General features: G+C 41.5%; 19 protein-coding genes and 1 pseudogene. 11 read left to right on the forward strand and 9 right to left on the reverse strand.

The genetic code is table 11. The features are described 5' to 3' along the window. Positions 1-87: 87 nt before the first annotated feature. On the forward strand, positions 88-558 hold the full coding sequence (locus AC19MV_RS06885; protein ID WP_498306589.1) for an EVE domain-containing protein: 471 nt from the start codon (positions 88-90) through the stop codon (positions 556-558). A gap of 83 nt (positions 559-641) precedes the next feature. On the opposite strand, the gene AC19MV_RS06890 is transcribed toward AC19MV_RS06885, so the two are convergent. Together AC19MV_RS06890 and AC19MV_RS06895 are read right to left on the reverse strand one after the other, a co-directional pair. Next, on the reverse strand, positions 642-1430 hold the full coding sequence (locus AC19MV_RS06890; RefSeq protein WP_498306591.1) for a TIGR00266 family protein: 789 nt from the start codon (positions 1428-1430) through the stop codon (positions 642-644). 138 nt (positions 1431-1568) lie between these two features. Then, entirely contained in the window at positions 1569-2495 is a 927-nt protein-coding gene (locus AC19MV_RS06895) for a LysR family transcriptional regulator (protein WP_498297781.1), read from the reverse strand. Between the two features lie 218 nt (positions 2496-2713). Here AC19MV_RS06895 and AC19MV_RS06900 point away from each other — a divergent pair, with 218 nt between their 5' ends. From AC19MV_RS06900 to AC19MV_RS06910, 3 genes are all read left to right on the forward strand, one after another. Beyond that, positions 2714-3874, forward strand: coding sequence for a homogentisate 1,2-dioxygenase (locus AC19MV_RS06900; RefSeq protein ID WP_498306593.1), 1161 nt, complete (start codon positions 2714-2716; stop codon positions 3872-3874). Between the two features lie 70 nt (positions 3875-3944). After that, positions 3945-4985, forward strand: a complete 1041-nt coding sequence (gene hppD / locus AC19MV_RS06905) for a 4-hydroxyphenylpyruvate dioxygenase (RefSeq protein WP_498297785.1) — start codon at positions 3945-3947, stop codon at positions 4983-4985. A gap of 103 nt (positions 4986-5088) precedes the next feature. Continuing rightward, a complete protein-coding gene (locus AC19MV_RS06910) occupies positions 5089-5706 on the forward strand; it encodes a LysE family translocator (RefSeq protein ID WP_160052958.1) in 618 nt (205 codons plus the stop codon). A 78-nt stretch (positions 5707-5784) separates the two neighbouring features. Here AC19MV_RS06910 and AC19MV_RS06915 read toward each other — a convergent pair whose 3' ends face one another. Continuing rightward, positions 5785-6963 (reverse strand): GNAT family N-acetyltransferase, encoded by a 1179-nt coding sequence (locus AC19MV_RS06915; protein ID WP_498306595.1) that lies wholly within the window; start codon positions 6961-6963, stop codon positions 5785-5787. A 107-nt stretch (positions 6964-7070) separates the two neighbouring features. On the opposite strand from AC19MV_RS06915, the gene ggt reads away from it, so the two are divergent. The 6 genes from ggt to AC19MV_RS06945 all read left to right on the forward strand — a co-directional run bounded on the left by ggt (position 7071) and on the right by AC19MV_RS06945 (position 17511). Further along, positions 7071-8828 carry a gamma-glutamyltransferase gene (ggt, locus tag AC19MV_RS06920; RefSeq protein ID WP_498306649.1) on the forward strand — a complete coding sequence of 586 codons (1758 nt, stop codon included), beginning with the start codon at positions 7071-7073 and terminating at the stop codon, positions 8826-8828. A 470-nt stretch (positions 8829-9298) separates the two neighbouring features. Next, a complete protein-coding gene (locus tag AC19MV_RS06925) occupies positions 9299-10915 on the forward strand; it encodes a methyl-accepting chemotaxis protein (RefSeq protein WP_498306597.1) in 1617 nt (538 codons plus the stop codon). Positions 10916-10990: 75 nt separating this feature from the next. Then, positions 10991-12178, forward strand: coding sequence for a porin family protein (locus tag AC19MV_RS06930; protein WP_498297792.1), 1188 nt, complete (start codon positions 10991-10993; stop codon positions 12176-12178). 11 nt (positions 12179-12189) lie between these two features. Beyond that, complete coding sequence (locus tag AC19MV_RS06935) at positions 12190-12585, forward strand: type 2 periplasmic-binding domain-containing protein (RefSeq protein WP_498306599.1); 396 nt, start codon at positions 12190-12192, stop codon at positions 12583-12585. 228 nt (positions 12586-12813) lie between these two features. Then, entirely contained in the window at positions 12814-14985 is a 2172-nt protein-coding gene (locus tag AC19MV_RS06940; RefSeq protein WP_498306601.1) for a M3 family metallopeptidase, read from the forward strand. A gap of 429 nt (positions 14986-15414) precedes the next feature. After that, positions 15415-17511 carry a bifunctional 2',3'-cyclic-nucleotide 2'-phosphodiesterase/3'-nucleotidase gene (locus AC19MV_RS06945; protein ID WP_498306602.1) on the forward strand — a complete coding sequence of 699 codons (2097 nt, stop codon included), beginning with the start codon at positions 15415-15417 and terminating at the stop codon, positions 17509-17511. A 59-nt stretch (positions 17512-17570) separates the two neighbouring features. Here the strand turns inward: AC19MV_RS06945 and AC19MV_RS06950 are convergent, their stop codons facing one another. Beyond that, a complete protein-coding gene (locus AC19MV_RS06950; protein WP_498306603.1) occupies positions 17571-18044 on the reverse strand; it encodes an ATP-binding protein in 474 nt (157 codons plus the stop codon). Further along, positions 18037-18771, reverse strand: a complete 735-nt coding sequence (gene cobB / locus AC19MV_RS06955; protein WP_498306605.1) for a Sir2 family NAD+-dependent deacetylase — start codon at positions 18769-18771, stop codon at positions 18037-18039. Before cobB ends, AC19MV_RS06950 begins: the two co-directional genes overlap by 8 nt. A 355-nt stretch (positions 18772-19126) precedes the next feature. Between cobB and fur the strand changes: the two genes are divergently transcribed. Next, positions 19127-19558, forward strand: coding sequence for a ferric iron uptake transcriptional regulator (gene fur, locus AC19MV_RS06960; protein ID WP_432404764.1), 432 nt, complete (start codon positions 19127-19129; stop codon positions 19556-19558). A 342-nt stretch (positions 19559-19900) separates the two neighbouring features. On the opposite strand, the pseudogene AC19MV_RS06965 reads toward fur, so the two are convergent. The 4 genes and pseudogenes from AC19MV_RS06965 to odhB all read right to left on the reverse strand — a co-directional run bounded on the left by AC19MV_RS06965 (position 19901) and on the right by odhB (position 24205). Further along, positions 19901-20837 (reverse strand): annotated as a pseudogene (locus AC19MV_RS06965) (AEC family transporter). A 66-nt stretch (positions 20838-20903) separates the two neighbouring features. Further along, complete coding sequence (sucD, locus tag AC19MV_RS06970) at positions 20904-21776, reverse strand: succinate--CoA ligase subunit alpha (RefSeq protein WP_432404758.1); 873 nt, start codon at positions 21774-21776, stop codon at positions 20904-20906. Further along, complete coding sequence (gene sucC / locus AC19MV_RS06975; RefSeq protein WP_011637796.1) at positions 21776-22942, reverse strand: ADP-forming succinate--CoA ligase subunit beta; 1167 nt, start codon at positions 22940-22942, stop codon at positions 21776-21778. Before sucC ends, sucD begins: the two co-directional genes overlap by 1 nt. 75 nt (positions 22943-23017) lie before the next feature. Further along, positions 23018-24205, reverse strand: a complete 1188-nt coding sequence (gene odhB / locus AC19MV_RS06980; protein ID WP_432404755.1) for a 2-oxoglutarate dehydrogenase complex dihydrolipoyllysine-residue succinyltransferase — start codon at positions 24203-24205, stop codon at positions 23018-23020. Between the last annotated feature and the right edge of the window lie 5 nt (positions 24206-24210).

A 24210-nucleotide genomic window follows, 5' to 3' on the forward strand; every position in this document is an offset into this window, starting at 1 on the left:
TACCATAGAGCCGATAACATCATGTTGTCGGCTTTTTACTGTGTGGATGATAATATATACCCAATAATAAATACAAAAGAGTAATGCATGAAATATTGGTTAATGAAGTCTGAACCCGATGACATCAGTATTGATGACTTACGTGATAGTCCAAACCATACAATGTCATGGCAAGGGATCCGTAATTATCAAGCACGAAATTTTATTCGTGATGACATAAATGCGGGTGACAGTGTTTTGTTCTATCATTCTAGCTGTAAAGTACCAGGTGTTGTTGGGATTGCCAGCGTTGTCAGCCAACCGCAACTTGATGCGAGTGCATTTGATCCTCAATCTCGCTACTTTGACCCTAAGTCAGACCCAAGTAAACCACGTTGGTGGCAAGTCGATATTCAGTTTACACATAAACTCGAGCAATTAGTTCCGCTAAGCCAACTCAAAAGTGACCCTGCATTACAACACATGGTGTTAGTGACCAAAGGTGCTCGGTTAAGTGTGCAACCAGTCACAGCCCTTGAATTTGAGCACATAGTTAAGCTCGGCCAAACGGCCAAATAACGCCATTAACCAAAAGCAGAGATAAATAAAAAAGGTGACTAAATTCAGTCACCTTTTTTAATTAATTCACATACAATCAACTGTTAGTTAATCAAGCGTCCAATGCCACCTAACACCGAGCCTTCACCTTGGTCTTTGCCGCCACTAGAAGGTGCGTGAGCAATAATACGATCTGCCATGCGAGAAAATGGTAAGCTTTGAAGCCATACCGTGCCATGTCCTTGCAGGGTCGCTAAAAATAACCCCTCACCACCAAACACCATTGATTTAAGTGAGCCTGCTCGTTGAATGTCGTAATCAATCCCTGGGGTAAAGCCCACTAAACACCCTGTATCGACACGTAATGTTTCACCGCGCAGTTCTTTTTTGATTAAGGTGCCGCCAGCATGCACAAACGCCATACCGTCACCTTTAAGGCTTTGCAAAATAAAGCCTTCACCGCCAAAAAAGCCGACTCCAAGGCGTTTATTAAACTTCATCGTAACCTGGGTGCCCAACGCTGCCGCTAAAAAACTGTCTTTTTGGCATATAAGTTCGCCATTATGTTCAGCAAGATCGATAGCCAATATTGTGCCAGGAAATGGCGCTGAAAATGCAGCCTTACGTTTACGATTACCTTCATTGGTAAAGTGAGTCATAAAGATCCCCTCACCTGAAATAGCACGCTTGCCTGCACCCAATAATTTACCAAAAAAGCCAGACTCCGGTTCTGAGCCATCACCCATTTTCGCTTCAAATGAGATATCTTCTTCTAGGTATGTCATTGCCCCAGCTTCAGCAACCACGGCTTCATTAGGATCTAATTCTATTTCGACCAACTGCATACTGGACCCAATAATTTCGTAGTCGACTTCGTGACATTTTCTGGTCATTTTTTGCTCCTTAAAAATGAATGTTACTCGTTTATATTTATCTTTGCTGTGCCTTATATTTAGGTTAACAAGATGTAACCACTTTTCCCACGCCAACTTTGTGACATAATATGTCTAAGTGATTATTGTTAATACCAGTTAACCTAAACCTGTACCACTAAAGCCAGTTTGTTGCTGTTGATACAGGGCAAATTCTTGCAAAATAAGTTCGGTAAATAATTGCCCTGCTCGGCCTAATGGCCGCTCTAGCGTTGACACTAATTGTGGCGTGAAGCTAAATCGGTTACCACCAATAAAATCCACTTGCGTTAATTGACCGTTAGCGAGTTCTTCTGTGATCAAAAAATCAGGCATCCAGCCAAAACCCAAGCCTTTTAATAAGGCATTCTTTTTCATAATAAAGCCAGAGAGATAAAACACTTTATCACCGCCAAATTGCATTTCATCACGTGCTCGTTTACTCGGAGAGGAATCTTCAATGGTGAGCTCAACATGCTGTTGTAATTCAGGTAGGCTGATGTTGTGCAATTGACTCAAAGGATGCATGGGTGAAGCCACCAGCACACTGGTGATAGTCGGTAACGGTTTAGGGAGATAAGACGGTCCCGTTCGATAATCTTTAACTAGCATTAAATCTGCTTGATCGCGCTCAAACCGATGTTGCACCCCGCCTAAAAACTCCATATTTAACTGGATTTTAGTGGGAATGTTATGTTCAGACATCAGCTTTAAAGCACTCATGATGGGCTCCATGGGCAGAGCACCATCAATCACCAGTTCAAGCTTGGGTTCCCAGCCTTGACTGAATCTGCTGGCAAGATGTTCTATGTTAGCCAAGTGCTGCAATAAACGCTGGCCTTCAGCCAAAATCACCTTTCCCTCCGGCGTTAACTCTGCGCGGTAATGATCACGATTAAATAAAGTCACCCCTAAATGTTGTTCTAATTTTTTTACTTGGTAGCTCACTGCAGACTGAGCCTTATGTAATCGCTCCGACGCTTTAGAAAAACTTCCTTCTTCAACAAGGACTTGCAGTACATTAAACGCATCAATATCAATTCGCATAGCCGATCCAGTGTCTTGTTATCAATACACTTGTGTAAAGCTAACGTAACCATCTATTAATTTGATTGAGATAAGCTTTTTATTATTCTTTTTTTTGTGGATCTTTACCACTAAATTGTTAATAAGATCACATATTGGTTTGCCCAGTGCGATTAGGCCATAACAATAATCAATATTCAGCCGCGTCACACGCAGTCGATTAACCATAGGAATATCAAATGCCATTCTATGTTAAGCAAGGACACATTCCGACTAAGCGTCATATCGCCTTTGAAAAAGACAATGGTGAACTTTATCGCGAAGAGTTATTTTCAACTCACGGTTTTTCAAATATTTATTCCAACAAGTATCACCACAATATGCCAACAAAGGCGATTGATGTTAAGCCTTATACGTTAGGGCACGGTGAGCAATGGCAAGATCCTTTAATTCAAAACTATAAATTGGATTCGCGCCAAGCCGATGACCAAGGCAACTTTTTTAGTGCCCGTAATAAAATCTTTTTCAATAACGATGTGGCGATGTACACCGCCAAGGTCACTGAGCCCACAACTGAGTTTTACCGCAATGCTTATGCTGATGAAGTGGTCTTTATCCACGAGGGTGAAGGCCAACTGTTAAGCGAGTACGGCGTTATTAACACCAAAAAGTGGGATTACTTGATTATTCCCCGCGGTACCACATACCAATTAACCTTTAACGATTATCAAAACGTGCGCTTGTTTGTGATTGAATCATCGTCAATGGTGGAAGTGCCAAAACACTTTAGAAATGAATACGGCCAAATGCTTGAATCTGCGCCTTATTGCGAACGTGATATTCGCACCCCAACCTTAACCGATGCAGTTGTTGAAAAAGGCGAGTTTGCTTTAGTGTGTAAGTTTGGCGATCGCTATCAACAAATGATGTTGCAATGGCATCCATTTGATTTAGTCGGTTGGGACGGTTGTGTGTATCCATGGGCGTTTAACATTAGCGAGTATGCACCTAAAGTTGGCAAAATTCATTTACCGCCATCTGAGCATTTAGTCTTTAGCGCACACAATTTCGTGATTTGTAATTTTGTGCCGCGCCCTTACGATTTCCACCCAAAGTCGATTCCTGCACCTTATTACCACAACAATATCGACAGCGATGAAGTGCTTTATTACGTCGACGGCGACTTTATGAGCCGTACCGGGATTGAAGCAGGCTACATGACGTTGCATCAAAAAGGGGTTCCGCATGGTCCACAACCTGGCCGCACCGAAGCCTCGATTGGTAAAACAGAAACTTACGAATATGCGGTGATGGTAGATACCTTCAACCCACTTAACTTAACAACTCATGTAAAAAATTGCATGAGTGATGATTACAACCGCTCTTGGTTAGAAAACTAAGACCACGTTTATATTTAACCAAAGTCACCAAAGAGTGATGGCGTGTTGACATAACATAAAGGAAAACAAAATGGCTAGCGAACTTAATCCACTGGGACTTTTAGGCATCGAATTTACTGAATTTGCCAGCCCAGATACAGAATATATGCACCAGGTCTTTATTGATTTTGGTTTTTCGATGTTAAAAAAAGCAAAAAACAACGACATCGTTTATTACCAACAAAACGACATTAACTTTTTGTTAAATAAAGGCCGCTCAGGCTTTTCTGCTGAGTTTGCTAAATCGCACGGCCCAGCAATTTGCTCGATGGGTTGGCGTGTTGAAGATGCTGACTTTGCGTTCACAGAAGCGGTTAATCGCGGCGCTAAACCTGCAGATGATGCAAACAAAGACATGCCCTACCCAGCCATTTACGGTATTGGCGACAGCTTAATTTATTTTATCGACACCTTTGGCGAGCAAAACAATATCTATCAAACCGATTTTGTCGATTTAGAGCAACCAATTGTCACGCCGGAAAAAGGCTTTATGGAAGTCGACCACCTAACCAACAATGTCTACAAAGGCACAATGGAGAAATGGGCGAATTTTTATAAGGATATTTTTGGTTTTACCGAAGTACGCTACTTTGACATTAGCGGTGCGCAAACCGCATTGGTCTCTTATGCATTACGTTCGCCAGATGGCAGTTTTTGCATCCCGATTAACGAAGGTAAAGGCAACGATAAAAATCAAATTGATGAATATTTGGGGGAATATAACGGCCCTGGTGTACAGCATTTAGCCTTTAGAAGCCGTGATATCGTGGCGTCATTAGATGCAATGGAAGGTACATCGATTAAAACGCTGGATATTATTCCTGAATATTACGACACCATTTTTGAGAAGCTACCACAAGTCACCGAAGATCATGATCGCATTAAACATCACCAAATTTTGGTTGATGGCGATGATGACGGCTATTTATTACAGATTTTCACCAAAAATCTGTTCGGCCCTATCTTCATTGAGATTATTCAACGTAAAAATAACCTTGGCTTTGGCGAAGGTAACTTTACAGCGTTATTTGAATCAATTGAACGCGACCAAATGAAACGCGGCGTGCTGTAAGCAATCAATATAATCTGATACATAAAAACCAGCAAATTGCTGGTTTTTATCATTTTAGGCCATTACACTCAGCCCTCTAAATTGTTTATTAAAGACTCGAGTCATGCCTGATTACGCCGTACTAGCCGTATTTATACCCACGTTCTTTTTTGTCTCTATCACCCCAGGAATGTGCATGACCTTAGCCATGACACTGGGCATGAGCATTGGAGTACGTAAAACATTATGGATGATGTTAGGTGAGCTTGTTGGCGTAGCATTGGTTGCGATAGCCGCGGTGTTAGGCGTTGCCAGCATTATGCTCAATTACCCACAGGTATTTGATTTACTCAAATGGGTCGGCGGCGCCTATCTTGTGTATATTGGCATTAATATGTGGCGCGCGAAAGGTAAAATGGCGGTCATCGACAATGCACAAGTCAATACCCGCCGCGCAAGCCTGATAAGCCAAGGGTTTATCACCGCCATTGCCAACCCTAAGGGCTGGGCGTTCATGATTTCACTATTGCCACCGTTTATTAATGTCGATAACCCTGTTGGTCCACAGCTGGGTGTGTTACTGGGTATTATCATGATAACCGAAAGCGTGTCGATGCTAGCCTATGCCAGTGGCGGTAAAAGCTTACGGCTGTTTTTAAGCCGCGGCGATAATATCCGTTGGATGAACCGTATCGCCGGCAGCTTGATGATGCTTGTAGGTGTGTGGCTCGCACTGGATTAATACCAAAAACCTACGCCCTTCTTGTTAGATGACCTGACTGAAGCTATTGCTTCTGTAGAGCCAGACTTGTTGCAGCTCTTACTGATCACTCACCTTGTAGGGTAATTGCTCAGTCATCTGCTGCATATAAAGTTTAATGTGCTGCTGTTCTTGTCCACAAAAATCAGCAATGGCCTCACTAAAGCCTTGGTGCTTAATAATATGGCTTGAATAAGTGGCAACAGGATAAAATCCTCTGGCTACTTTATGCTCACCTTGCGCGCCTGCGTCAAATACACTTAATTGATTCGCAATGGCATATTCGATGCCTTGATAATAACAAGCCTCAAAGTGCAAACCATCAAACTCGTTTAACGCCCCCCAATAACGACCGTATAAATGGCTGTCTGAGACAAAATAAAGCGCGGATGCCACAAGTTGATTATCGCTATTCTCAATCAATAACAACCGAATTGATTCGCCCATAGTTCTGGCGATTAATGAAAAGAAATCAGCCGACAAATAGCCTTGATGGCCAGAGCGTTTCAAATAAGTCCGTTGATAACATTGCACAAATCCTTGCCATTGCTCTACAGTGGCTTTATCGCCATCAATAAAGGTAAAGCGCAACGCGGCTTGCTGAATTTGAGCTCGTTCTTTAATGATGTTTTTACGTTTTCTAGAACTCATGCTCGCCAGAAAGTCATTAAAATCGCTATAGGCTTGATTACGCCAATGAAATTGACAACCAAGACGTTGAATGACGTCTGTATTCCCCCACTGTTCATGTTGTGATTGCGGGCTAAATAATCCATGCCAAGATGAGCAATTACGCTCAACAAGCTGCTGGCGAATAAACAGGCTCGCTTGGGCAATCACACATTGTTTTTCAGCTTCACTTAGCGATGGCGCAAAGCCAATACGTTGTCCGGTTGTTGGTGTAAAGGGGATACTGCTGACTAATTTAGGGTAATAGTCTAATTGATTTCGCTCATAAGCTTCCGCCCAAGCCCAATCAAACACATACTCTCCCCAAGAGTGCGTTTTAATGTACATCGGCATCAACGCAATAAATGTATCATCCTGACTTATCACTAAATGCTGTGGTTGCCAGCCAGTTTTTACACTCACACAGTGGCTTAATTCTAATGCGGATAAATATTCATGACGTGTAAATGGATGAGTGATTCCAAAGTAATCATTCCAATCGGATTTTTTTATCTCACTAATAGTATTAATAAATCTGAATTGATAAACTAGCGCCCTGGTTTGTTCCACTCAATACCCACCTGTAAATGTTTAATCGTTCTATTTAAAATCTCATACCAATTGCCGCTATCATGTGGCATCTTCAACAACATAATCAAATAAATAAACACCAAGGAATGATCGTGAGCCGACTCCCTAAACTGAAACCATTATTACTTAGCGCAGCATTATCAGTCTCATTGTGCTATCCGGCCTTACACAGCGCCCCATCTTATGCCAATGATATCTCTATTTTCAGCGAAATGGCGACCGCGCAGCCAATTTATGCCAAACATGGCATGGTCTCAAGCCAAGAAGCGATTGCAAGCAAAATTGGTGTCGATATTTTAAAGCAAGGCGGCAATGCCGTTGATGCAGCTGTTGCAGTGGGTTATGCCCTCGCCGTTACACTCCCCAGAGCGGGCAACATCGGTGGAGGCGGTTTTATGTTAGTACATTTAGCAGAGCAAAATAAAACCATTGCTATCGATTACCGTGAAACCGCGCCAAGTAAAGCCCATAAAGATATCTTTTTAGACGAAAAAGGAAATGCCGTCGACAAACTTAGCCGTGAGCATGGTTTAGCAGTAGGCGTCCCGGGTACCGTTATGGGTATGGAGCTTGCGTTAGCAAAATACGGCACCATGAATTTAAAACAAGTTATCGCGCCTGCGATAAAGTTAGCTAAAGATGGCATTGTCGTCACTTCAGATTTATCGAATTCATTAAGTGGCTTAAAATCACGCATTACTCAATGGCCGAGCTCTGCTAAAATTTTCTATCACGCCGATGGTAGCGACTATCAAGTAAGCGAAATCTTAAAACAGCCAGACTTAGCTCATTCGTTATCACTTATTGCAGACAAAGGCAGTAAAGGATTCTACCAGGGTGAAACAGCGAACAAGATTGTAGCAGCAGTTCAAGATGCAGGCGGCGTGATGAGCTTGCAAGATTTAGCAAACTACAAAGTGGTTGAACGTGAACCGGTGCGTGGTCATTATCGTGGTTACGAAATCGTTTCTATGCCGCCACCGTCATCTGGGGGGATCCACATTATTGAAATGCTCAATGTCCTCGAAAAATTCCCCATTGATCAGTTAGGACACAATACGGCAAATACGCTACACCTTATGGCAGAAACCATGAAGTATGCCTATGCCGACCGCAGTGAATTTTTAGGAGACCCAGATTTTATTACGGTGCCTGTAGAACAATTAATTAGCCGCGAATACGCTAAAACGATTTCAGATAAAATCGCTATTAATAAAACCACCCCAAGCAGTGAAATAAAACCCGGTAAACTTGCCGGTTATGAAAGCGACCAAACTACGCATTACTCTGTTGTCGACCAATGGGGTAACGCGGTGGCAAATACTTATACCCTTAATTTTAGTTACGGTTCTGGCCTAGTGGCACAAGGCACGGGCATTTTACTTAACAATGAAATGGATGACTTTTCAGTTAAACCCGGTACACCTAACGGTTATGGCTTAATCGGTGGCGATGCAAATGCGGTTCAAGGTAATAAGCGACCATTAAGTTCGATGAGCCCAACGATTGTCATGAAAGACGGTAAACCCTTTATCGTCACAGGCAGTCCAGGCGGCTCGCGCATTATCAACATCACCTTGCAAATCATCATGAATGTCATTGACCATAAGTTGAATATTGCCGAAGCCACTGCGGCAGCTCGAATCCACCATCAATGGCAGCCAGACTTTATTTGGGCCGAGCATACGCTAAACCGCGATACCATCTCGCTACTTGAAGCCAAAGGTCACCAGGTGAAAACCCAAGAATCTATTGGCAGCACGCAATCGATTATGGTCACTGAACAAGGTGTTTTCGGCGCATCTGATCCTCGCCGAGCAGGTTCTGCCGCTGTCGGTCATTAACACTAACCGCTAAACTCAATCAGCACGTAACGTAAAGGCGACTTTAATGTAAAGTCGCCTTTATTAATTATTCAGATTTAAAAATAATGAGGTGCAAACTAAACGTTATAACTAAACGCCGACTCTTCATTGATAACGCATAAACTGACAAAAAAATTGTAAATAAATTTTATTACACTTCTAGTTCTAGCCATCTCAAATGTAAACATCACTTTAAAAAAACAAAACAACTGTTTATTATTAAATCACAATAAAACATTAGACTTTCATGGCATTAGAAAAATCTAATGCTAATATTTATATTAAAAAATTAATTTTCAAACGCATCCTATATTGCTTTAACGCAATAACTGGCCATACTTTACACAATCAACAGTTTGCTAATAAGCATCCGTTTTTATTAGCAATTTAATCATTAAATTTATAATGTTATTATTAACTGGTTATCAACTTACTACGAAAAGGGCGCCATGCAGCTAACTAATTTAAAAATCAGGCACAGAATTGCCCTGCTAACATTTGTCGCCATTGTGTCGTTCGTGATTTCATTAATCATTAACAACCAAACGGGTGAAGACAATGCACAACGGTTAAACGGACTTCAAAATCAACTTTACCCCGCGCTCAATTTAGCGACGATTAACCAAGGCTTATTACTACAGTTAGATCAAACTATTCAGTCAGCCATTACCACAGGCGAAGAAGACAGTTTAGATATTGCGGCAACCATGGTTAAACACATTACCGACAATTTGACCGAGTTGGCGGTATTACTACCAACAGAGGTTAGCTATGTGCAACAGCAAAAGCGTGAATTAGCCTTGTATCATGAAAACGCCAGAAGTTTGGCCGCTGAGTTTATTAAAGATGATGTCGACTTTAGTAAAATACAAGTTCAAGCGGCTGATAACGCCAAACGTTATCAATCTTTACTTAAGCAGTTTGCAGAGAAAAAACAAGCCTATTCTGAGCAATTTGAACAACAGATCCAGACCACGATAACCCGAACAGAACAAGCGGAAAACAGTGTGTTAATCATTGGCATTGTCGCGACGGTGGTCATGATTGGGTTCGGATTATTAGTCAATAGCTCTATTATCAGTACAATCGATAATGTGACTCAATCACTGAGAAACATCTCTGAAGGTGAAGGTGATTTACGCTCACGGATACAATATCAAGGCAAAGATGAAATAGCAGAACTTGTTTATTGGTTTAATCAATTTATTACTAAACTTCAATCATCTTTTGCCGATACAAAGCACACAACAGAACACTTAAATGAAGTGGCACTCGGTTTATTAAACGGCAGTCAGCAAAGTGAACTCAATGTTGAACACCAGAATGCGGCAATTGAACAAATTTCTCATGCGATGAAAGAGATGTTTGTCAGTGTTACTCATATTGCAGAGTATGCATCAAGTGCAGCATTAGAGGCTGAAAATGCCAATACTGAAGCGAAGAAAGGCTTTGTGATTGTAAATGAAGCCGTAGACACGATAAAAACCTTAGCTGAAGAAGTACAAACCACTGCGGTTGTGGTAAATCAATTAGATGCCTTTACTCATAAGGTCAATGGCATCCTTGACACCATACGCAGTATTGCTGACCAAACTAACTTATTGGCATTAAATGCGGCAATTGAAGCAGCAAGAGCCGGTGAGCATGGCCGGGGGTTTGCTGTTGTCGCTGATGAAGTGAGAACACTCGCCTCACGGACACAAACATCGACTCAAGAAATTCAAAAAGTGTTAAAAGAACTAACAACCACCTCTAAACAAGCGGTTGATGCGATGCAACGCGGTATTGAAACGGCAGACAAAGGCGTTCAATCAACGTCCTCTGCGGGTGATGCCTTAACCAGTATTACCAATAAAGTCAGTGCAATTGCAGAGGTTAATGACCAAATTGCCGCTGCCACAGAAGAGCAGCACAATACGTCAGTATTAATTCAACAATATGTGGCAGAGATGGAAAGCAGTGCGCAAAAAGTCAGGGCTACAACAACGGATATGGGCGGAATAAGCGTTGATATTCAAAACATAAGTGAAAAACTGCAATCTATTACAAACCAATTTAAGGTTTGAGTAAATTGTATCGGCAATATCTATTATAAAAATGAGCCTTTGGGCGAATGATGAGTAATAACCAGGAGTGACAATATGAAATTTAATTTGAAAGCGTTGCCTGTCGCAATTTCGATTGCAATGGCGCCGAGTATTGCCCTAGCTGACGACGCAGCAGATGCGAAAATCGCCAAGTTAGAACAGCAAGTTCAAGCGTTACAATCACAGCAAAATGCAAGCCTAAAAGATAAAGTGAAACTTAATGGTTTTATCAGTGGTGCTTATATTAGCTCAGACAATGACGTTGGCTACAACAGTGCTGATTCAAGTGCAAACTTCAGTGAAGACAGCAAAGTGGGCTTACAAGCCACATTCGATATTTCTGACCGCACTCAAGCTGTTTTACAGTTAATGATGCGTGGCGAATATGACTGGGAAGTAGAAGCAGAATGGGCTTATTTAGCACACCGTTTTGAAAATGGCATTAAGCTCCGTGGTGGTAAACTGCGCGTACCTTTATTCATGTATTCAGACTACTTAGATGTGGGATATGCACAACCTTTTGCACGCCCACCAGAAGAAGTTTATGGCGCAGTGCCGTTCTCGTCATACACAGGTGCGGGTGCATCATATGATGTCGACTATGATGACTCAACCCTAACAATGCAAATGTTTGGCGGCGAATCGAAAGTTAAAGCGACTGGCACTGATGTCAGTAATTTAATGGGTGCAAACGTCAGCTGGACAGATGAAACATGGACTTTACGTGCGGTATATGGTCAAGCAAAGTTTGATGGTAGCGTTAAAAGTGAATCAGGCTACACAGTCTTAGAACTCAATGACGACAAAGGTACCTTCGTGGGTGTCGGCGCAAGTTATGATAACGGTGAAGTCATCGCAGTGACAGAATTGACTCGTATTGAAGTTGATGGAGCCTACCCTGATAGTGATTCTGGTTATTTAACATTAGGTTACCGCATTAAAGAGTTTACGCCTTATGTGACTGTCGCCTACTTGAAAACTCAAGACAATGACGAGCGTTTACCACTATCTCAAGCCGCAGCAATTCAAATGGTTGCCTTTAATGCTGAGCGTATGGCATACAGCCTAGGTTTACGTTGGGACGCAATCGATAACGTCGCGGTTAAATTTGACGTCACTTATGCTGATGATTTTGGTGACACCTCTGGTGGTTTCCTTAACAACAGCATGGACACAACAACAGGTAAATTCACTTACGATGACACCTTAATCTACACCGTGAAGTTTGACGCAGTATTCTAAGGAGTGTCGAAATGAAAACGTTATTCAGTGTATTAGCACTAAGTTTGTCAGCTATTGTTTCAGCAAACGCTGCCGTAGTGGTTATTGGTAACAGCACTTCTGGCGATATGTCGGCAAGTGATGCAAAAAAAGCCTTTTTAGGTAAAGGCGATTCATCTGTTGTGGTTTATGAGCTTGAAGAAGGCAACGCTACACGCAGTGCATTTCACCAAGCCGTTACCGGTAAATCAGATGCTCAGCTTAAAGCATTTTGGTCAAAACAGGTCTTTACCGGTAAAGGTAACCCACCGGCGACGGTGCCTAGCGCAGCTGCGATGAAATCAGCAATTGCCAGCAATCCTAATGCGATTGGTTATATTGACGAAGCAGATGTTGATGCTACGGTAAAAGTGATTTTAAAACCGTAATCACCGCCTGTTAGTGCATATATCATCGTTATTTAAAAGCCGAGTAACTCACAAGTTATTCGGCTTTTTTGTTACAGACTAAATGTAATCTTTACATTCGCTATAATAATATTTACATCCACATAGGTACAATACGGGTTCAAAAATAACCTACGCTTTGAAATAGAGTGATTAAATGAGCGACATTTTATTACTCATGTTTCAAGTAATAATCGAAAAGGATATCATATGAAGGGATTATCGCTTAAGCCGTTTTTTTCCAGTATGGCCATTGTCTTAGCTCTAAATGCATGCTCAACGTCACCTTCTCAGGCAACGTTAACAGACGTTCAGTTAAGCGCAGAACAAATAATACAACAAGACATAAACAATCCTTTTTTTAAACCTTATGACACCCCCTACCAAATACCTGACTACACCAACATAACCTCAGAAGATTATTTACCCGCATTTGAAGCAGGCATAGCAGAGTTACACCAGCAAATCACATCCATTGCCAATAACCCACAACCCCCTACTTTCGCCAATACCATTGAGGCGATAGAGTTCTCTGGAGATTTACTGTCAAAGGTGACACACGTTTTTTTTAACTTAACCAGTGCTGACACAAGTTATGAACTACAAAAAATATCTAAACAGATAGCCCCGAAATTATCGGCATCTAAAGATGATATTTATCTTAATGATTTGTTGTTTCAACGAGTCAAAGCGGTTTATGCGTTACGCGATAATTTATCGCTTAATACCGCACAAACTAAACTTCTACGTGACACTTACCTCGCTTTTACTCGAGGAGGAGCCAACTTATCAGTTGAAGACAAAAACACGTTAAGAGAGTTGAATGAAAAAATCAGTAAGCTAAATCTTATTTTCGCTAATAATTTACTTGCAGAAACTAATGATTTTGAACTTGTTATCGAAAAATCAGAACAGTTATCTGGTTTGCCACAAGATGTTATCGATATTGCAGCACGTAAAGCAACTCGTCTAGGCTATCCTGGAAAATGGGTATTCACGACAAACCGCTCTTCCATAACACCATTTTTAACCTATGCCGATAATCGTCAATTACGTGAAACGATATTTAATGCTTACATATCAAAAGCAAATAAAGATAATAAACATGACAATAAAATTGTTTTAGCCAAAATTGCCGCATTACGATCCGAACTCGCTGAGCTTATGGGTTACAAGAGTTATGCCCATTTTGTCCTCGAAGAACGTACTGCACAAACACCTGAACATGTTTATCACTTACTTGATAAAATTTGGCCAGCTGCGCTAAGCAAAGCAAAAAGTGAAGTCAATGACATGCAGGCTTTAGTCGATACCCAGGGGGCTAATATCACGATACAACCATGGGATTGGTGGTATTACTCTGACAAGATCCGTGTCGCTAAATATAGTTTTAACGAACAACAAACTAAACCTTACTTTTCACTGGAAAACACCATAAAAGGCGTATTCTATACTGCTAATCGTTTATACGGCATCACCTTAATTGAGCGTGATGACTTACCGAAATATCATCCAGATGTGCGAACCTGGGAGGTGTACGATAAAGACGGCAGCTTACTGGCAATATTTATGGGCGATTATTTTGTTCGTCAAAGTAAACGCAGCGGTGCATGGATGAACGTGTATCGTCAGCAATATAAGATGAATGGTGTAGAATCCATGCCAATCGTCGTGAATGTTTTAAACTTCCCACGTCCAGCGGGTAAAGAACCAGCACTATTAACCTTTGCCCAAGCGAGTACCCTCTTCCATGAATTTGGTCATGCTCTGCATGGTATGTTGTCTGATGTGACTTATCGTTCACAATCTGGCACCGCTGTACCACGGGATTATGCTGAGTTTCCTTCACAAGTGATGGAAAATTGGATGACTCAACCTGAAGTATTAGCGCAATTTGCCAGGCATTATCAAACCAATGAAGTGATCCCGCAATCTTTGATAAAGAAAATTCAAGCGGCAAGTCAATTCAACCAAGGGTTCTATACCGTTGAGTATATGGCCGCTGCCTATTTAGATCTTGATTGGCATTCGCTTGAAAATAATCAAATTCGTGACGCAGCGGAATTTGAAGCTGCTTCATTGAAAAAAATGCATTTAATCAATGAAGTCAGCCCTCGATATCGTAGTTCTTATTTCTCTCATATTTTTTCAGGTAGATATTCTGCCGGTTATTACAGCTATTTGTGGTCAGATATCTTAGGCGCTGATGCTTTTGAAGCCTTTAAAGAAAACGGTATTTTTGATCCAATGACAGCACAAAAATTCCGCGACAATATACTCTCAAAAGGAGGGAGTGAAGATCCGATGAAATTATATCGACAATTTAGGGGCAAAGAAGCAGGAATAGACCCCTTATTACGCAGTAGAGGCTTTTTAAAGTAATAAGATCATTAACACTACATTGATAACAACAGCCAGAATTACATTCGCAATGAAAATAATATCATTGCGAATGTAATAACAAAAATAATGAATATATATTCAACGCATCGACAATACTGATTTAATCAATGACAACAAAACTCATTCATATAAAACTATGAATATTAAACACACCTTTCATATTGTTAATATTTGACTTCATTAATCGACTCAGTTAAAAATTAATTTATCACCAATTACGCTTAACATTTGAGCGTTCTCACTTATTAATCAATTTAATTTAGTGTTTCATCACAATTTATTCATTAATTATGCTTATAATCACGGGCGTGTTTTCATTTTATTATCAAAATAGGTAAACGATGTTAACGCTACGTTAGGGGCACATGACAAATTATGCCCCGGGGTCAAATAAACAGAGAGATAATTATGTTAAATAAAAAAGTACTTGCTGTTGTTATCGCTGGCGCAATGGGGCTAGGCGGTTGTAATTCAGATAATAACGATAATAAAGATACAGTGGCTGCAGACATTAAACTGCGCGTAATGGAAACCACTGATTTACACACCAATATGATGGATTACAACTATTACTCTGGTAAAGAAGATAAAACCATTGGTTTAGTGCGTACCGCTAGCTTAATCAATGCCGCACGTGCTGAAGTCACCAACTCAGTATTGGTTGATAACGGCGATTTATTACAAGGCAGCCCTATGGGCGACTATATTGCCAATAAATTCAAAACTGAAAGCAGCATGCTTACCGATACTCACCCTGTTTACAAGGCGATGAATACGCTTGACTATGAAGTCGGTAATATCGGTAACCACGAATTTAACTATGGTTTATCATTCCTAGAGCAATCAATAGACGGTGCAAACTTCCCTTATATTAATGCTAACGTTATTTGTGCTGACAAAGACGGTTGTTGGGATGATGTATTATTTAATGAAAACATGTTCACGCCTTATATCATCAAAGAGAAAGTCGTTACTGACGTAGACGGTAATGAGCAAACCATTAAAATTGGTTATATCGGTTTTGTTCCACCACAGATTTTACAATGGGACAAAGCAAACTTAGACGGTAAAGTTGAAGTATTAGGTATTGTTCAAGCGGCCAATAAATTTGTGCCACAAATGAAAGCTGAAGGCGCTGATATTATTTTAGCGATTCCGCACTCTGGTATTGGTTCAAGCGAAAACCCTGGCGATCCATGGGCAGAAAACGCAACATATGCATTAACGAACGTTGATGGTATCGATGCTATTTTCTTTGGTCACAGCCACTCTGTGTTCCCTTCTGCAACCTATAGCGATTTACCAAACACCGATGTCACTAAAGGCTTATTAAACGGCGTACCAGCAGTAATGCCAGGACGTTGGGGTGATAACCTAGGTGTGGTTGATTTAGTCGTACGTCAAGTAGAAGGTAAATGGACTGTTATTCATGAGGAATCAACAGCAAAAGCGCGTCCTATTTACGACAATGCTAATAAAGTTGAATTAGTCACTGGCGAAGCAAGCTTACGCGATGCGATTGAAGTTGAACATAATGGCACTATCGAATATGTCAGCCAACCTATTGGTGTTGCAGCGGCTGACATGTACAGCTTCTTAACCTTAGTACAAGATGATCCAACCGTTCAAATTGTATCAAATGCACAAATTGCACGCGTTAAAGCATTAATCACTGATGATTTGAAAGACTTACCTATCCTATCTGCATCTGCGCCATTTAAAGCCGGTGGACGTTATGCTGAAGGTGATGCAAGCCAATACGTACAAGTTGATGCTGGCGATCTGTCTTACAAAAACGCTGCAGACTTGTATTTATACCCAAATACCATGGTTGCTGTTAAAGCGACCGGTGCTGAGTTAAAAGATTGGCTTGAATGTTCAGCCAACCAATTTAACCAAATTGACCCAACAGTCAGTACACCACAAAACTTGATTAACCGTGCAGGCCACCCAACGTATAACTTCGATGTTATCGATGGCTTAACGTACAAAATTGACGTCACTCAGCCAAGTAAGTTTGACCGTAACTGCGCAGTTGTTAATGCTGATGCCAATCGTATTGTTGACTTAGCGTACACTGCGCCAGACGGCACTGTGATTACCGGTGACGAATTAGCTGCAATGTCATTTGTTGTGGCATCAAATAACTACCGTGCTTTTGGTGGATCGTTTGCGGGTACGGGTTCTGATCACGTGGTGCTTGAACTGCCTGATACTAACCGTGATGCATTGTCTGCTTATATCACTGAACAATCACAACCTAATGCTACCGGCGGATATGATGCTATGGTTGACCCATCTGCAGATTACAACTGGGACTTTAAAACAATCGACAATGCTACAGTGGCATTAGACATTCGTTTTGAAACTCAAGACAGTGAAGTTGCTGATAAGTTTGTGACTGAAAAGCAACAACGTAAAATGGTTAAATTACCATTAACGGCTGATGTAGTTGCTGGCTTTGCTATCTATAGCATTGACTTAACAACCCCTGTCGCTCAGTAATCCTGACGCTAAAACCCAAAAAAGGCGCTAACAGCGCCTTTTTTATTACCTCAGAAAACTTATTCTATTTCAAATAAGTGCCCCATTTTCTGAATATGAGCTAACGGCACCTGATGACGATTTCGCTCGGCACATAATTGTTGATGCTGTGCATCTTTGGGTTGACCGACTAAGACGACCCTCACCTGATACCCTAATGCCCTTGCCGCTGCTTCGTAAGCCATAAACTCCCATTTAGCGACATTAGTATTGTCGCAAATAACCACAGGTTCACCATGGTACATCGCATTAATAAATGCAGTTAAATTAGCTTGATGATATTGTGCCAATTTTTGCAGATTGAACGTGTATTCGCCATTATGCATAAAATAATCATCGGTGGAAAAATAGCCATACTGCCTAATGTGAAAAGACTGTTCAATGCCTAACGCATTAATGTATTGCTCCACCCAATAAGATTTACCGCTGCCTGGTAACCCTCGCATAATAATGGCTACGTTAGGATGATTCGTAACGACAGTCTCCTTATTCATCGGCTGTGTCACTACCAATCACCTTACCCGCTAAAATCTGTTCAACTAATTGCGGTACAATTTCGCCTGCATTACCCGTTAAATGATATTGAAATTGGCTATGTCGGTCTGCAGCAATAAGGTTTACTTCAACCGTTTGAGCACCATGATGGTTGGCTGAATCAACAAAACCCGCTGCCGGATAAACGGTTCCCGATGTCCCGATGGCAATAAACAAATCGCAACGGTCTAAGGCATCGTGAATTCTGTCCATGCCAAACGGCATTTCACCAAACCACACAATATGTGGGCGTAATCGCCGCGCAGGAATACAACAAGTACAGCAATTATCGACACCAAAAGGCTCACGCAATATAAACGTTTGTAAAGATTGCGGGCATCGTCCTTTTGATAGCTCACCATGCATGTGTAACAAGCGGCGTGAACCGGCACGTTCATGCAGATCGTCGACATTTTGGGTGATAACTAGGAGATCACCATCAAATTCATCTTCAAGTTTTGCAAGCGCAGCATGGGCAGCGTTGGGCTCAACATCTCCACCATGCAGTTGCTGCCAGCGAGTATTATAAAAACGCTCGACTAAATCAATGTCACGAGCATAACCCTCTGGAGTGGCAACATCTTCAATATGGTGTTCCTCCCACAGGCCATGTTGATCTCTAAAGGTTTTAATCCCTGACTCAGCTGAAATCCCCGCGCCGGTCAGTACCACAATTTGCCGGTACATGTTAAGTCCCTTATTATTGTTATGACACTATTATTGCTAATGTAACAGTAACACTTTATGACATCTTATCATGATAAACAGCTAGCAATAGTTTCACTTAAGTGATGTTTTTATCTGTTAACGCCATCTTATCTTATCGCTTATAGAGTGCAATAATCCCTTAGTATAAGTAAGTTTATTAAATAGTTTTTAGTGATTTAACGCAAATATTATCAACATTTGTGGCTGTTTTACTAAATAATCTGCATATAAGTTGATTAACCGTGTTAAGAGGTTTATGTTTTTATCTTCAAGACATATAATGGTCAGATTATCCACCGATGAACCGATGGGTTCTGCAATCAAGAGATTAGCAATGACAGATGGAAATCAAGCGCTCAAAAAAGCCGGATTAAAAATAACCCTGCCGCGAGTTAAAATTCTAGAACTGATGCAAGACCCAGGTAACCAACATATCAGTGCTGAAGATTTATATAAAAAACTCCTCGAAATTGGCGAAGAAATTGGCCTCGCTACTGTATACCGAGTCTTAAACCAGTTTGATGATGCCGGTATTTTAAATCGTCATCATTTTGAAAATGGTAAAGCCGTGTTTGAAATGTCGACACAGCAACATCACGACCATTTGGTTTGTTTAACCTGTGATAAAGTGATTGAGTTTTCTGACGATGTCATTGAACGCCGTCAAGACGAAATCGCAATGAGACATAATATTAAGCTGACGCACCATAGTTTGTATCTTTATGGTCACTGCACTAACGACACATGTGATCACGCTGACGAATAGTCGGTTTGTGTCGTAAAAAAACCAGCATTGTTGCTGGTTTTTTATTATCTGAAATTCATGTATTGGTATTATACCATTTCCATTAATTATGTGACCAATCAGAGTCACTCAGATTGTTCAGTTTGAGGCGCATTGTTGAAATAATGGCTATTTCCTTCTAAGACAATGCAACAAAGAAATGGACAGTCTGAGTGTCTCCTGCAAGGCAGGTTTCTGTGCCTTCTATGCTGCTTAATAGCATTTTGACGTAGAACAACTATGCCTACAATCCTATTACTTGCCTATAAGGCACAGAATTCCCGCTGAATGACCAGATAATTAGTGGAATTGGTATTACTTCTGCTAAACCAACCACGTCAACCATAAGCTAAAGCTTAATACCGATAACAAAGTCGATAACACTACCGTGCTGCCTAATGTTGCTTGATGTTGCTTGATGTTGCTTAATCTCAGTCGCAATAAGGTAGGCATTTACGCCTAACGGTGAAGCACTTAATAACACTAACATCATGGTGTTTTGCGCAGGTAACTCAAACATGATAGCCGCCATCACATAAACTAAAGCGGGTAATAATAATACTTTTAACCCACTTGCTATCAAGGCAAAACGCCAGTTATCGCCTATCCGATAAAAACTCAGATTAGCGCCTAAAACAAATAATGCGCAGGCCAATGCAGGCTTGGCTAATAACGCGAGCCCATCATTAAGTTGTTCGCCTAAATTAAGGCTCAAGCCATTGGCTACAATGCCAAGACTAATACTTAGCACAACCGGATTTAATACCATGGAGCGTATAAAATGGCGCCACGAAAAACCTTGCTGCTGAGCGCGAGCGGCCAAGGCAAATGTTAACGCAAATAGAAATGCACTGTGGAAAGTAATGATCATAAATATTGACCCAATCATTGCTTTACCTAATGCCGCGGTAATCACCGGCAAACCGACAATCACAGTATTAGAATAACTGCAGCCTAATGCAAAAACGGCACTGGCATCGCTGCGTTGCAGTGTTTTAGCCGCCAAATATCGATTAATAAGGTAACCAATGGCAAACACTGCCAACACGGGGATATAAAAAGCGAATAAAGAAAGTGGATCAATACTTTGTGCTAATGGTGCGGCCAACATATTGATAAATAAAAAAGCGGGTATGCTGACATAAAAAGTAAATTTACTGATCCCTGCTATATGTTCTTTGCTAAAAAAGCCGGCTCGAGTGAGTCCATAACCTAGTGCAACCATAAACATAATCGGAAAAATAATACTGATGATGGGCATCGATAAAAACCTATCTCAAAGGCAATAAAAAAGGCGCCGAGGCGCCTTTTTAAACTGGGTAATAAATTACCAACCAGTACGAGTACGTAAAGCTTTACCAATGTCAGCTAAAGAGCGAACAGTGGTCACGCCTGCAGCTTCAAGAGCAGCAAACTTGTCTTCAGCAGTACCTTTACCGCCAGCGATAATTGCGCCAGCATGGCCCATGCGCTTACCTTCTGGTGCAGTAACACCAGCAATGTAAGATACAACTGGCTTAGTTACGTGTGCTTTGATATAAGCAGCCGCTTCTTCTTCAGCATTACCACCGATTTCACCGATCATAACAATCGCTTCAGTCTGTGGATCGTTTTGGAACATTTCCAATACGTCGATGAAGTTAGTACCAGGAATTGGGTCGCCACCGATACCTACACAAGTAGATTGGCCGAAACCTTCATCAGTCGTTTGCTTAACCGCTTCGTACGTTAATGTACCAGAACGAGAAACAATACCGACTTTTCCAGGTAAGTGAATGTGACCAGGCATAATACCAATCTTACATTCACCAGGAGTGATAACACCTGGGCAGTTTGGACCGATCATGCGAACGCCAGTTTCTTCTAGCTTCACTTTCACTTGTAGCATATCAAGTGTAGGGATGCCTTCAGTGATACAAACGATTAGCTCTAGGCCAGCATCGATTGCTTCAAGGATAGCGTCTTTACAAAATGGTGCTGGTACGTAGATAACAGTTGCAGTTGCACCTGTTGCTGCTACAGCGTCTTTAACAGTGTTAAACACTGGAAGACCTAGGTGAGTTTGACCACCTTTACCAGGAGAAACACCACCAACCATTTGCGTGCCATAAGCAATCGCCTGTTCAGAGTGGAAAGTACCCTGACCACCAGTGAAACCTTGACAGATTACCTTGGTATCTTTGTTAATTAAAACAGACATTATTTGCCCTCCGCAGCTTTAACAACTTGCTCAGCCGCGTCAGTTAGACTTGTAGCCGCGATGATATCAAGACCAGATTTTGCCAATACTTCACGACCTAATTCGGCGTTAGTACCTTCAAGACGTACAACGACTGGCACTTTAACGCCAACTTCTTTAACCGCACCGATAATACCTTCAGCGATCATATCGCAACGTACGATACCACCGAAGATGTTAACCAATACCGCTTTAACATTGCTGTCAGAAAGAATGATCTTAAAGGCTTCAGCTACACGTTCTTTCGTTGCTCCACCGCCAACGTCTAAGAAGTTAGCAGGCTTGCCGCCGTGTAGGTTTACGATGTCCATTGTGCCCATTGCTAGGCCAGCACCGTTAACCATACAACCTACGTTACCGTCTAAAGCAACATAGTTTAATTCAAATTTAGCAGCGTGCGCTTCACGAGCGTCATCTTGTGATGGATCGTGCATCGCTTTGATTTTTGGCTGACGGAATAATGCGTTGCCATCAATACCAATTTTGCCATCTAAACAGTGAAGGTTGCCTTCAGTTGTGATAACAAGTGGGTTGATTTCTAATAACGCAAAATCATGGTCGTTAAACATGTTCGCAAGACCCATAAAGATCTTAGTGAACTGCTTCATTTGAGTTGGGTTTAAACCTAACTTAAAGCCAAGATCACGAGCTTGGAAAGCTTGAGGACCAGTTAACGGATCAATGATAGCTGTGTGGATAAGCTCTGGCGTATGTTCAGCCACAGTTTCAATATCAACACCACCTTCTGTTGATGCCATAAACACAACGCGACGTGTGCTACGGTCAACCACTGCACCTAGGTACAATTCGTTAGCGATGTCAGTACAGCTTTCAACTAGAATTTTAGCAACTGGCTGACCTTTAGCGTCAGTCTGGTACGTTACTAAGTTCTTACCTAACCAGTTTTCAGCGAATGCTCTGATTTCGTCTTTATTGCCGGTCACTTTAACGCCACCCGCTTTACCACGGCCGCCTGCGTGTACTTGACACTTAACAACCCATAAGTTTCCGCCAATGTGGCCAGCCGCTTCTACTGCTTCTTGAGCAGTATCACATGCAAAGCCTTCAGAGACTGGTAAACCATATTCGGCAAATAAAGATTTTGCCTGATACTCATGCAAATTCATGATGATCTATCCATATACTTCTAATCAAATCCAACTGGCTCACCATGAGCCAGCGACGAGGGTTTATCTACTAACTTATAGATCAAGTAGCAGACGAGTTGGATCTTCTAAGAAGTCTTTAATTGCGACTAAGAAGCCAACTGACTCACGACCATCAACAATACGGTGGTCGTAAGAGAGTGCTAGGTACATCATAGGCAGGATTTCAACCTGACCATTGACTGCCATTGGGCGATCTTTAATGGCATGCATGCCTAAGATTGCGCTTTGTGGCAGGTTCAAAATTGGTGTAGACATTAGTGAGCCGAAAACACCACCGTTAGTCACAGTGAAGTTACCGCCAGTCATGTCTGCAACAGAAAGTTTTCCGTCACGGCCTTTAATGGCTAATTCACGTACCGCTTTTTCGATTTCAGCTAAGTTCATGGTATCGGTATCACGCAGAACTGGTGTTACCAATCCGCGAGGTGTTGATACGGCAATGCTGATGTCAAAATAGTTGTGATAAACAATGTCATCACCATCAATAGAGGCATTCACTTCTGGGAAACGTTTTAGCGCTTCTGTCACAGCTTTGATATAGAAAGACATAAAGCCTAAACGAATACCATGGCGTTTTTCGAAAATGTCTTGGTACTGCTTACGAATATCCATGATTGGCTTCATGTTAACTTCGTTAAACGTAGTTAGCATAGCCGTTGAATTTTTCGCTTCTAAAAGACGTTTTGCAATCGTTTTACGAAGACGAGACATTGGAACACGTTTCTCGCTACGACCTTCTAACGGTGCAACCGGTGCCGCTACTGCAGCAGGTTTGCTAGCTGGTGCTGATTTAGCAAATGCTTCAACGTCTTCTTTAGTGATACGTCCACCAACACCAGTGCCTTTAATCTTTGCAGCATCAAGATTATGCTCTGCAATTAAACGACGTACAGATGGGCTTAATGCGTCACTAGACTCATCACTTGCCGCGTCACTAGCAGGAGCTTGAGCTTCAGCTTTAGTCACTTCTTGACCAGAAACAACACCAGCAACAAACTTAGCAATCACTTGCTCGCCTAAAACTGTGTCGCCTTCTTGGAATAACAACTCAGAAATTGAACCGTCTTCTGGTGCTACCACTTCTAACACAACTTTATCAGTCTCGATATCAACTAAGTTTTGATCGCGAGTGACCGCCTCACCAGGTTTTACATGCCAAGTAGCAATTGTTGCATCAGCAACTGATTCTGGTAATACGGGTACCTTAATTTCGATACTCATGGAAA

The organism is Shewanella sp. MF05913, assembly GCF_059758095.1.

Excerpts from the sequence above, each read along its gene's own strand:
- AC19MV_RS06935 (WP_498306599.1), top strand. The coding sequence starts at position 12,190 with ATGAAAACGTTATTCAGTGTATTAGCACTAAGTTTGTCAGCTATTGTT.
- AC19MV_RS06910 (WP_160052958.1), top strand. The coding sequence starts at position 5,089 with ATGCCTGATTACGCCGTACTAGCCGTATTTATACCCACGTTCTTTTTT.
- AC19MV_RS06890 (WP_498306591.1), bottom strand. The coding sequence starts at position 1,430 with ATGACCAGAAAATGTCACGAAGTCGACTACGAAATTATTGGGTCCAGT.
- AC19MV_RS06940 (WP_498306601.1), top strand. The coding sequence starts at position 12,814 with ATGAAGGGATTATCGCTTAAGCCGTTTTTTTCCAGTATGGCCATTGTC.
- AC19MV_RS06885 (WP_498306589.1), top strand. The coding sequence starts at position 88 with ATGAAATATTGGTTAATGAAGTCTGAACCCGATGACATCAGTATTGAT.
- AC19MV_RS06895 (WP_498297781.1), bottom strand. The coding sequence starts at position 2,495 with ATGCGAATTGATATTGATGCGTTTAATGTACTGCAAGTCCTTGTTGAA.
- ggt (WP_498306649.1), top strand. The coding sequence starts at position 7,071 with ATGATCGTGAGCCGACTCCCTAAACTGAAACCATTATTACTTAGCGCA.
- cobB (WP_498306605.1), bottom strand. The coding sequence starts at position 18,771 with ATGTACCGGCAAATTGTGGTACTGACCGGCGCGGGGATTTCAGCTGAG.
- hppD (WP_498297785.1), top strand. The coding sequence starts at position 3,945 with ATGGCTAGCGAACTTAATCCACTGGGACTTTTAGGCATCGAATTTACT.
- sucD (WP_432404758.1), bottom strand. The coding sequence starts at position 21,776 with ATGTCTGTTTTAATTAACAAAGATACCAAGGTAATCTGTCAAGGTTTC.
- AC19MV_RS06950 (WP_498306603.1), bottom strand. The coding sequence starts at position 18,044 with ATGAATAAGGAGACTGTCGTTACGAATCATCCTAACGTAGCCATTATT.
- odhB (WP_432404755.1), bottom strand. The coding sequence starts at position 24,205 with ATGAGTATCGAAATTAAGGTACCCGTATTACCAGAATCAGTTGCTGAT.
- AC19MV_RS06900 (WP_498306593.1), top strand. The coding sequence starts at position 2,714 with ATGCCATTCTATGTTAAGCAAGGACACATTCCGACTAAGCGTCATATC.
- fur (WP_432404764.1), top strand. The coding sequence starts at position 19,127 with ATGACAGATGGAAATCAAGCGCTCAAAAAAGCCGGATTAAAAATAACC.
- AC19MV_RS06945 (WP_498306602.1), top strand. The coding sequence starts at position 15,415 with ATGTTAAATAAAAAAGTACTTGCTGTTGTTATCGCTGGCGCAATGGGG.
- sucC (WP_011637796.1), bottom strand. The coding sequence starts at position 22,942 with ATGAATTTGCATGAGTATCAGGCAAAATCTTTATTTGCCGAATATGGT.
- AC19MV_RS06930 (WP_498297792.1), top strand. The coding sequence starts at position 10,991 with ATGAAATTTAATTTGAAAGCGTTGCCTGTCGCAATTTCGATTGCAATG.
- AC19MV_RS06925 (WP_498306597.1), top strand. The coding sequence starts at position 9,299 with ATGCAGCTAACTAATTTAAAAATCAGGCACAGAATTGCCCTGCTAACA.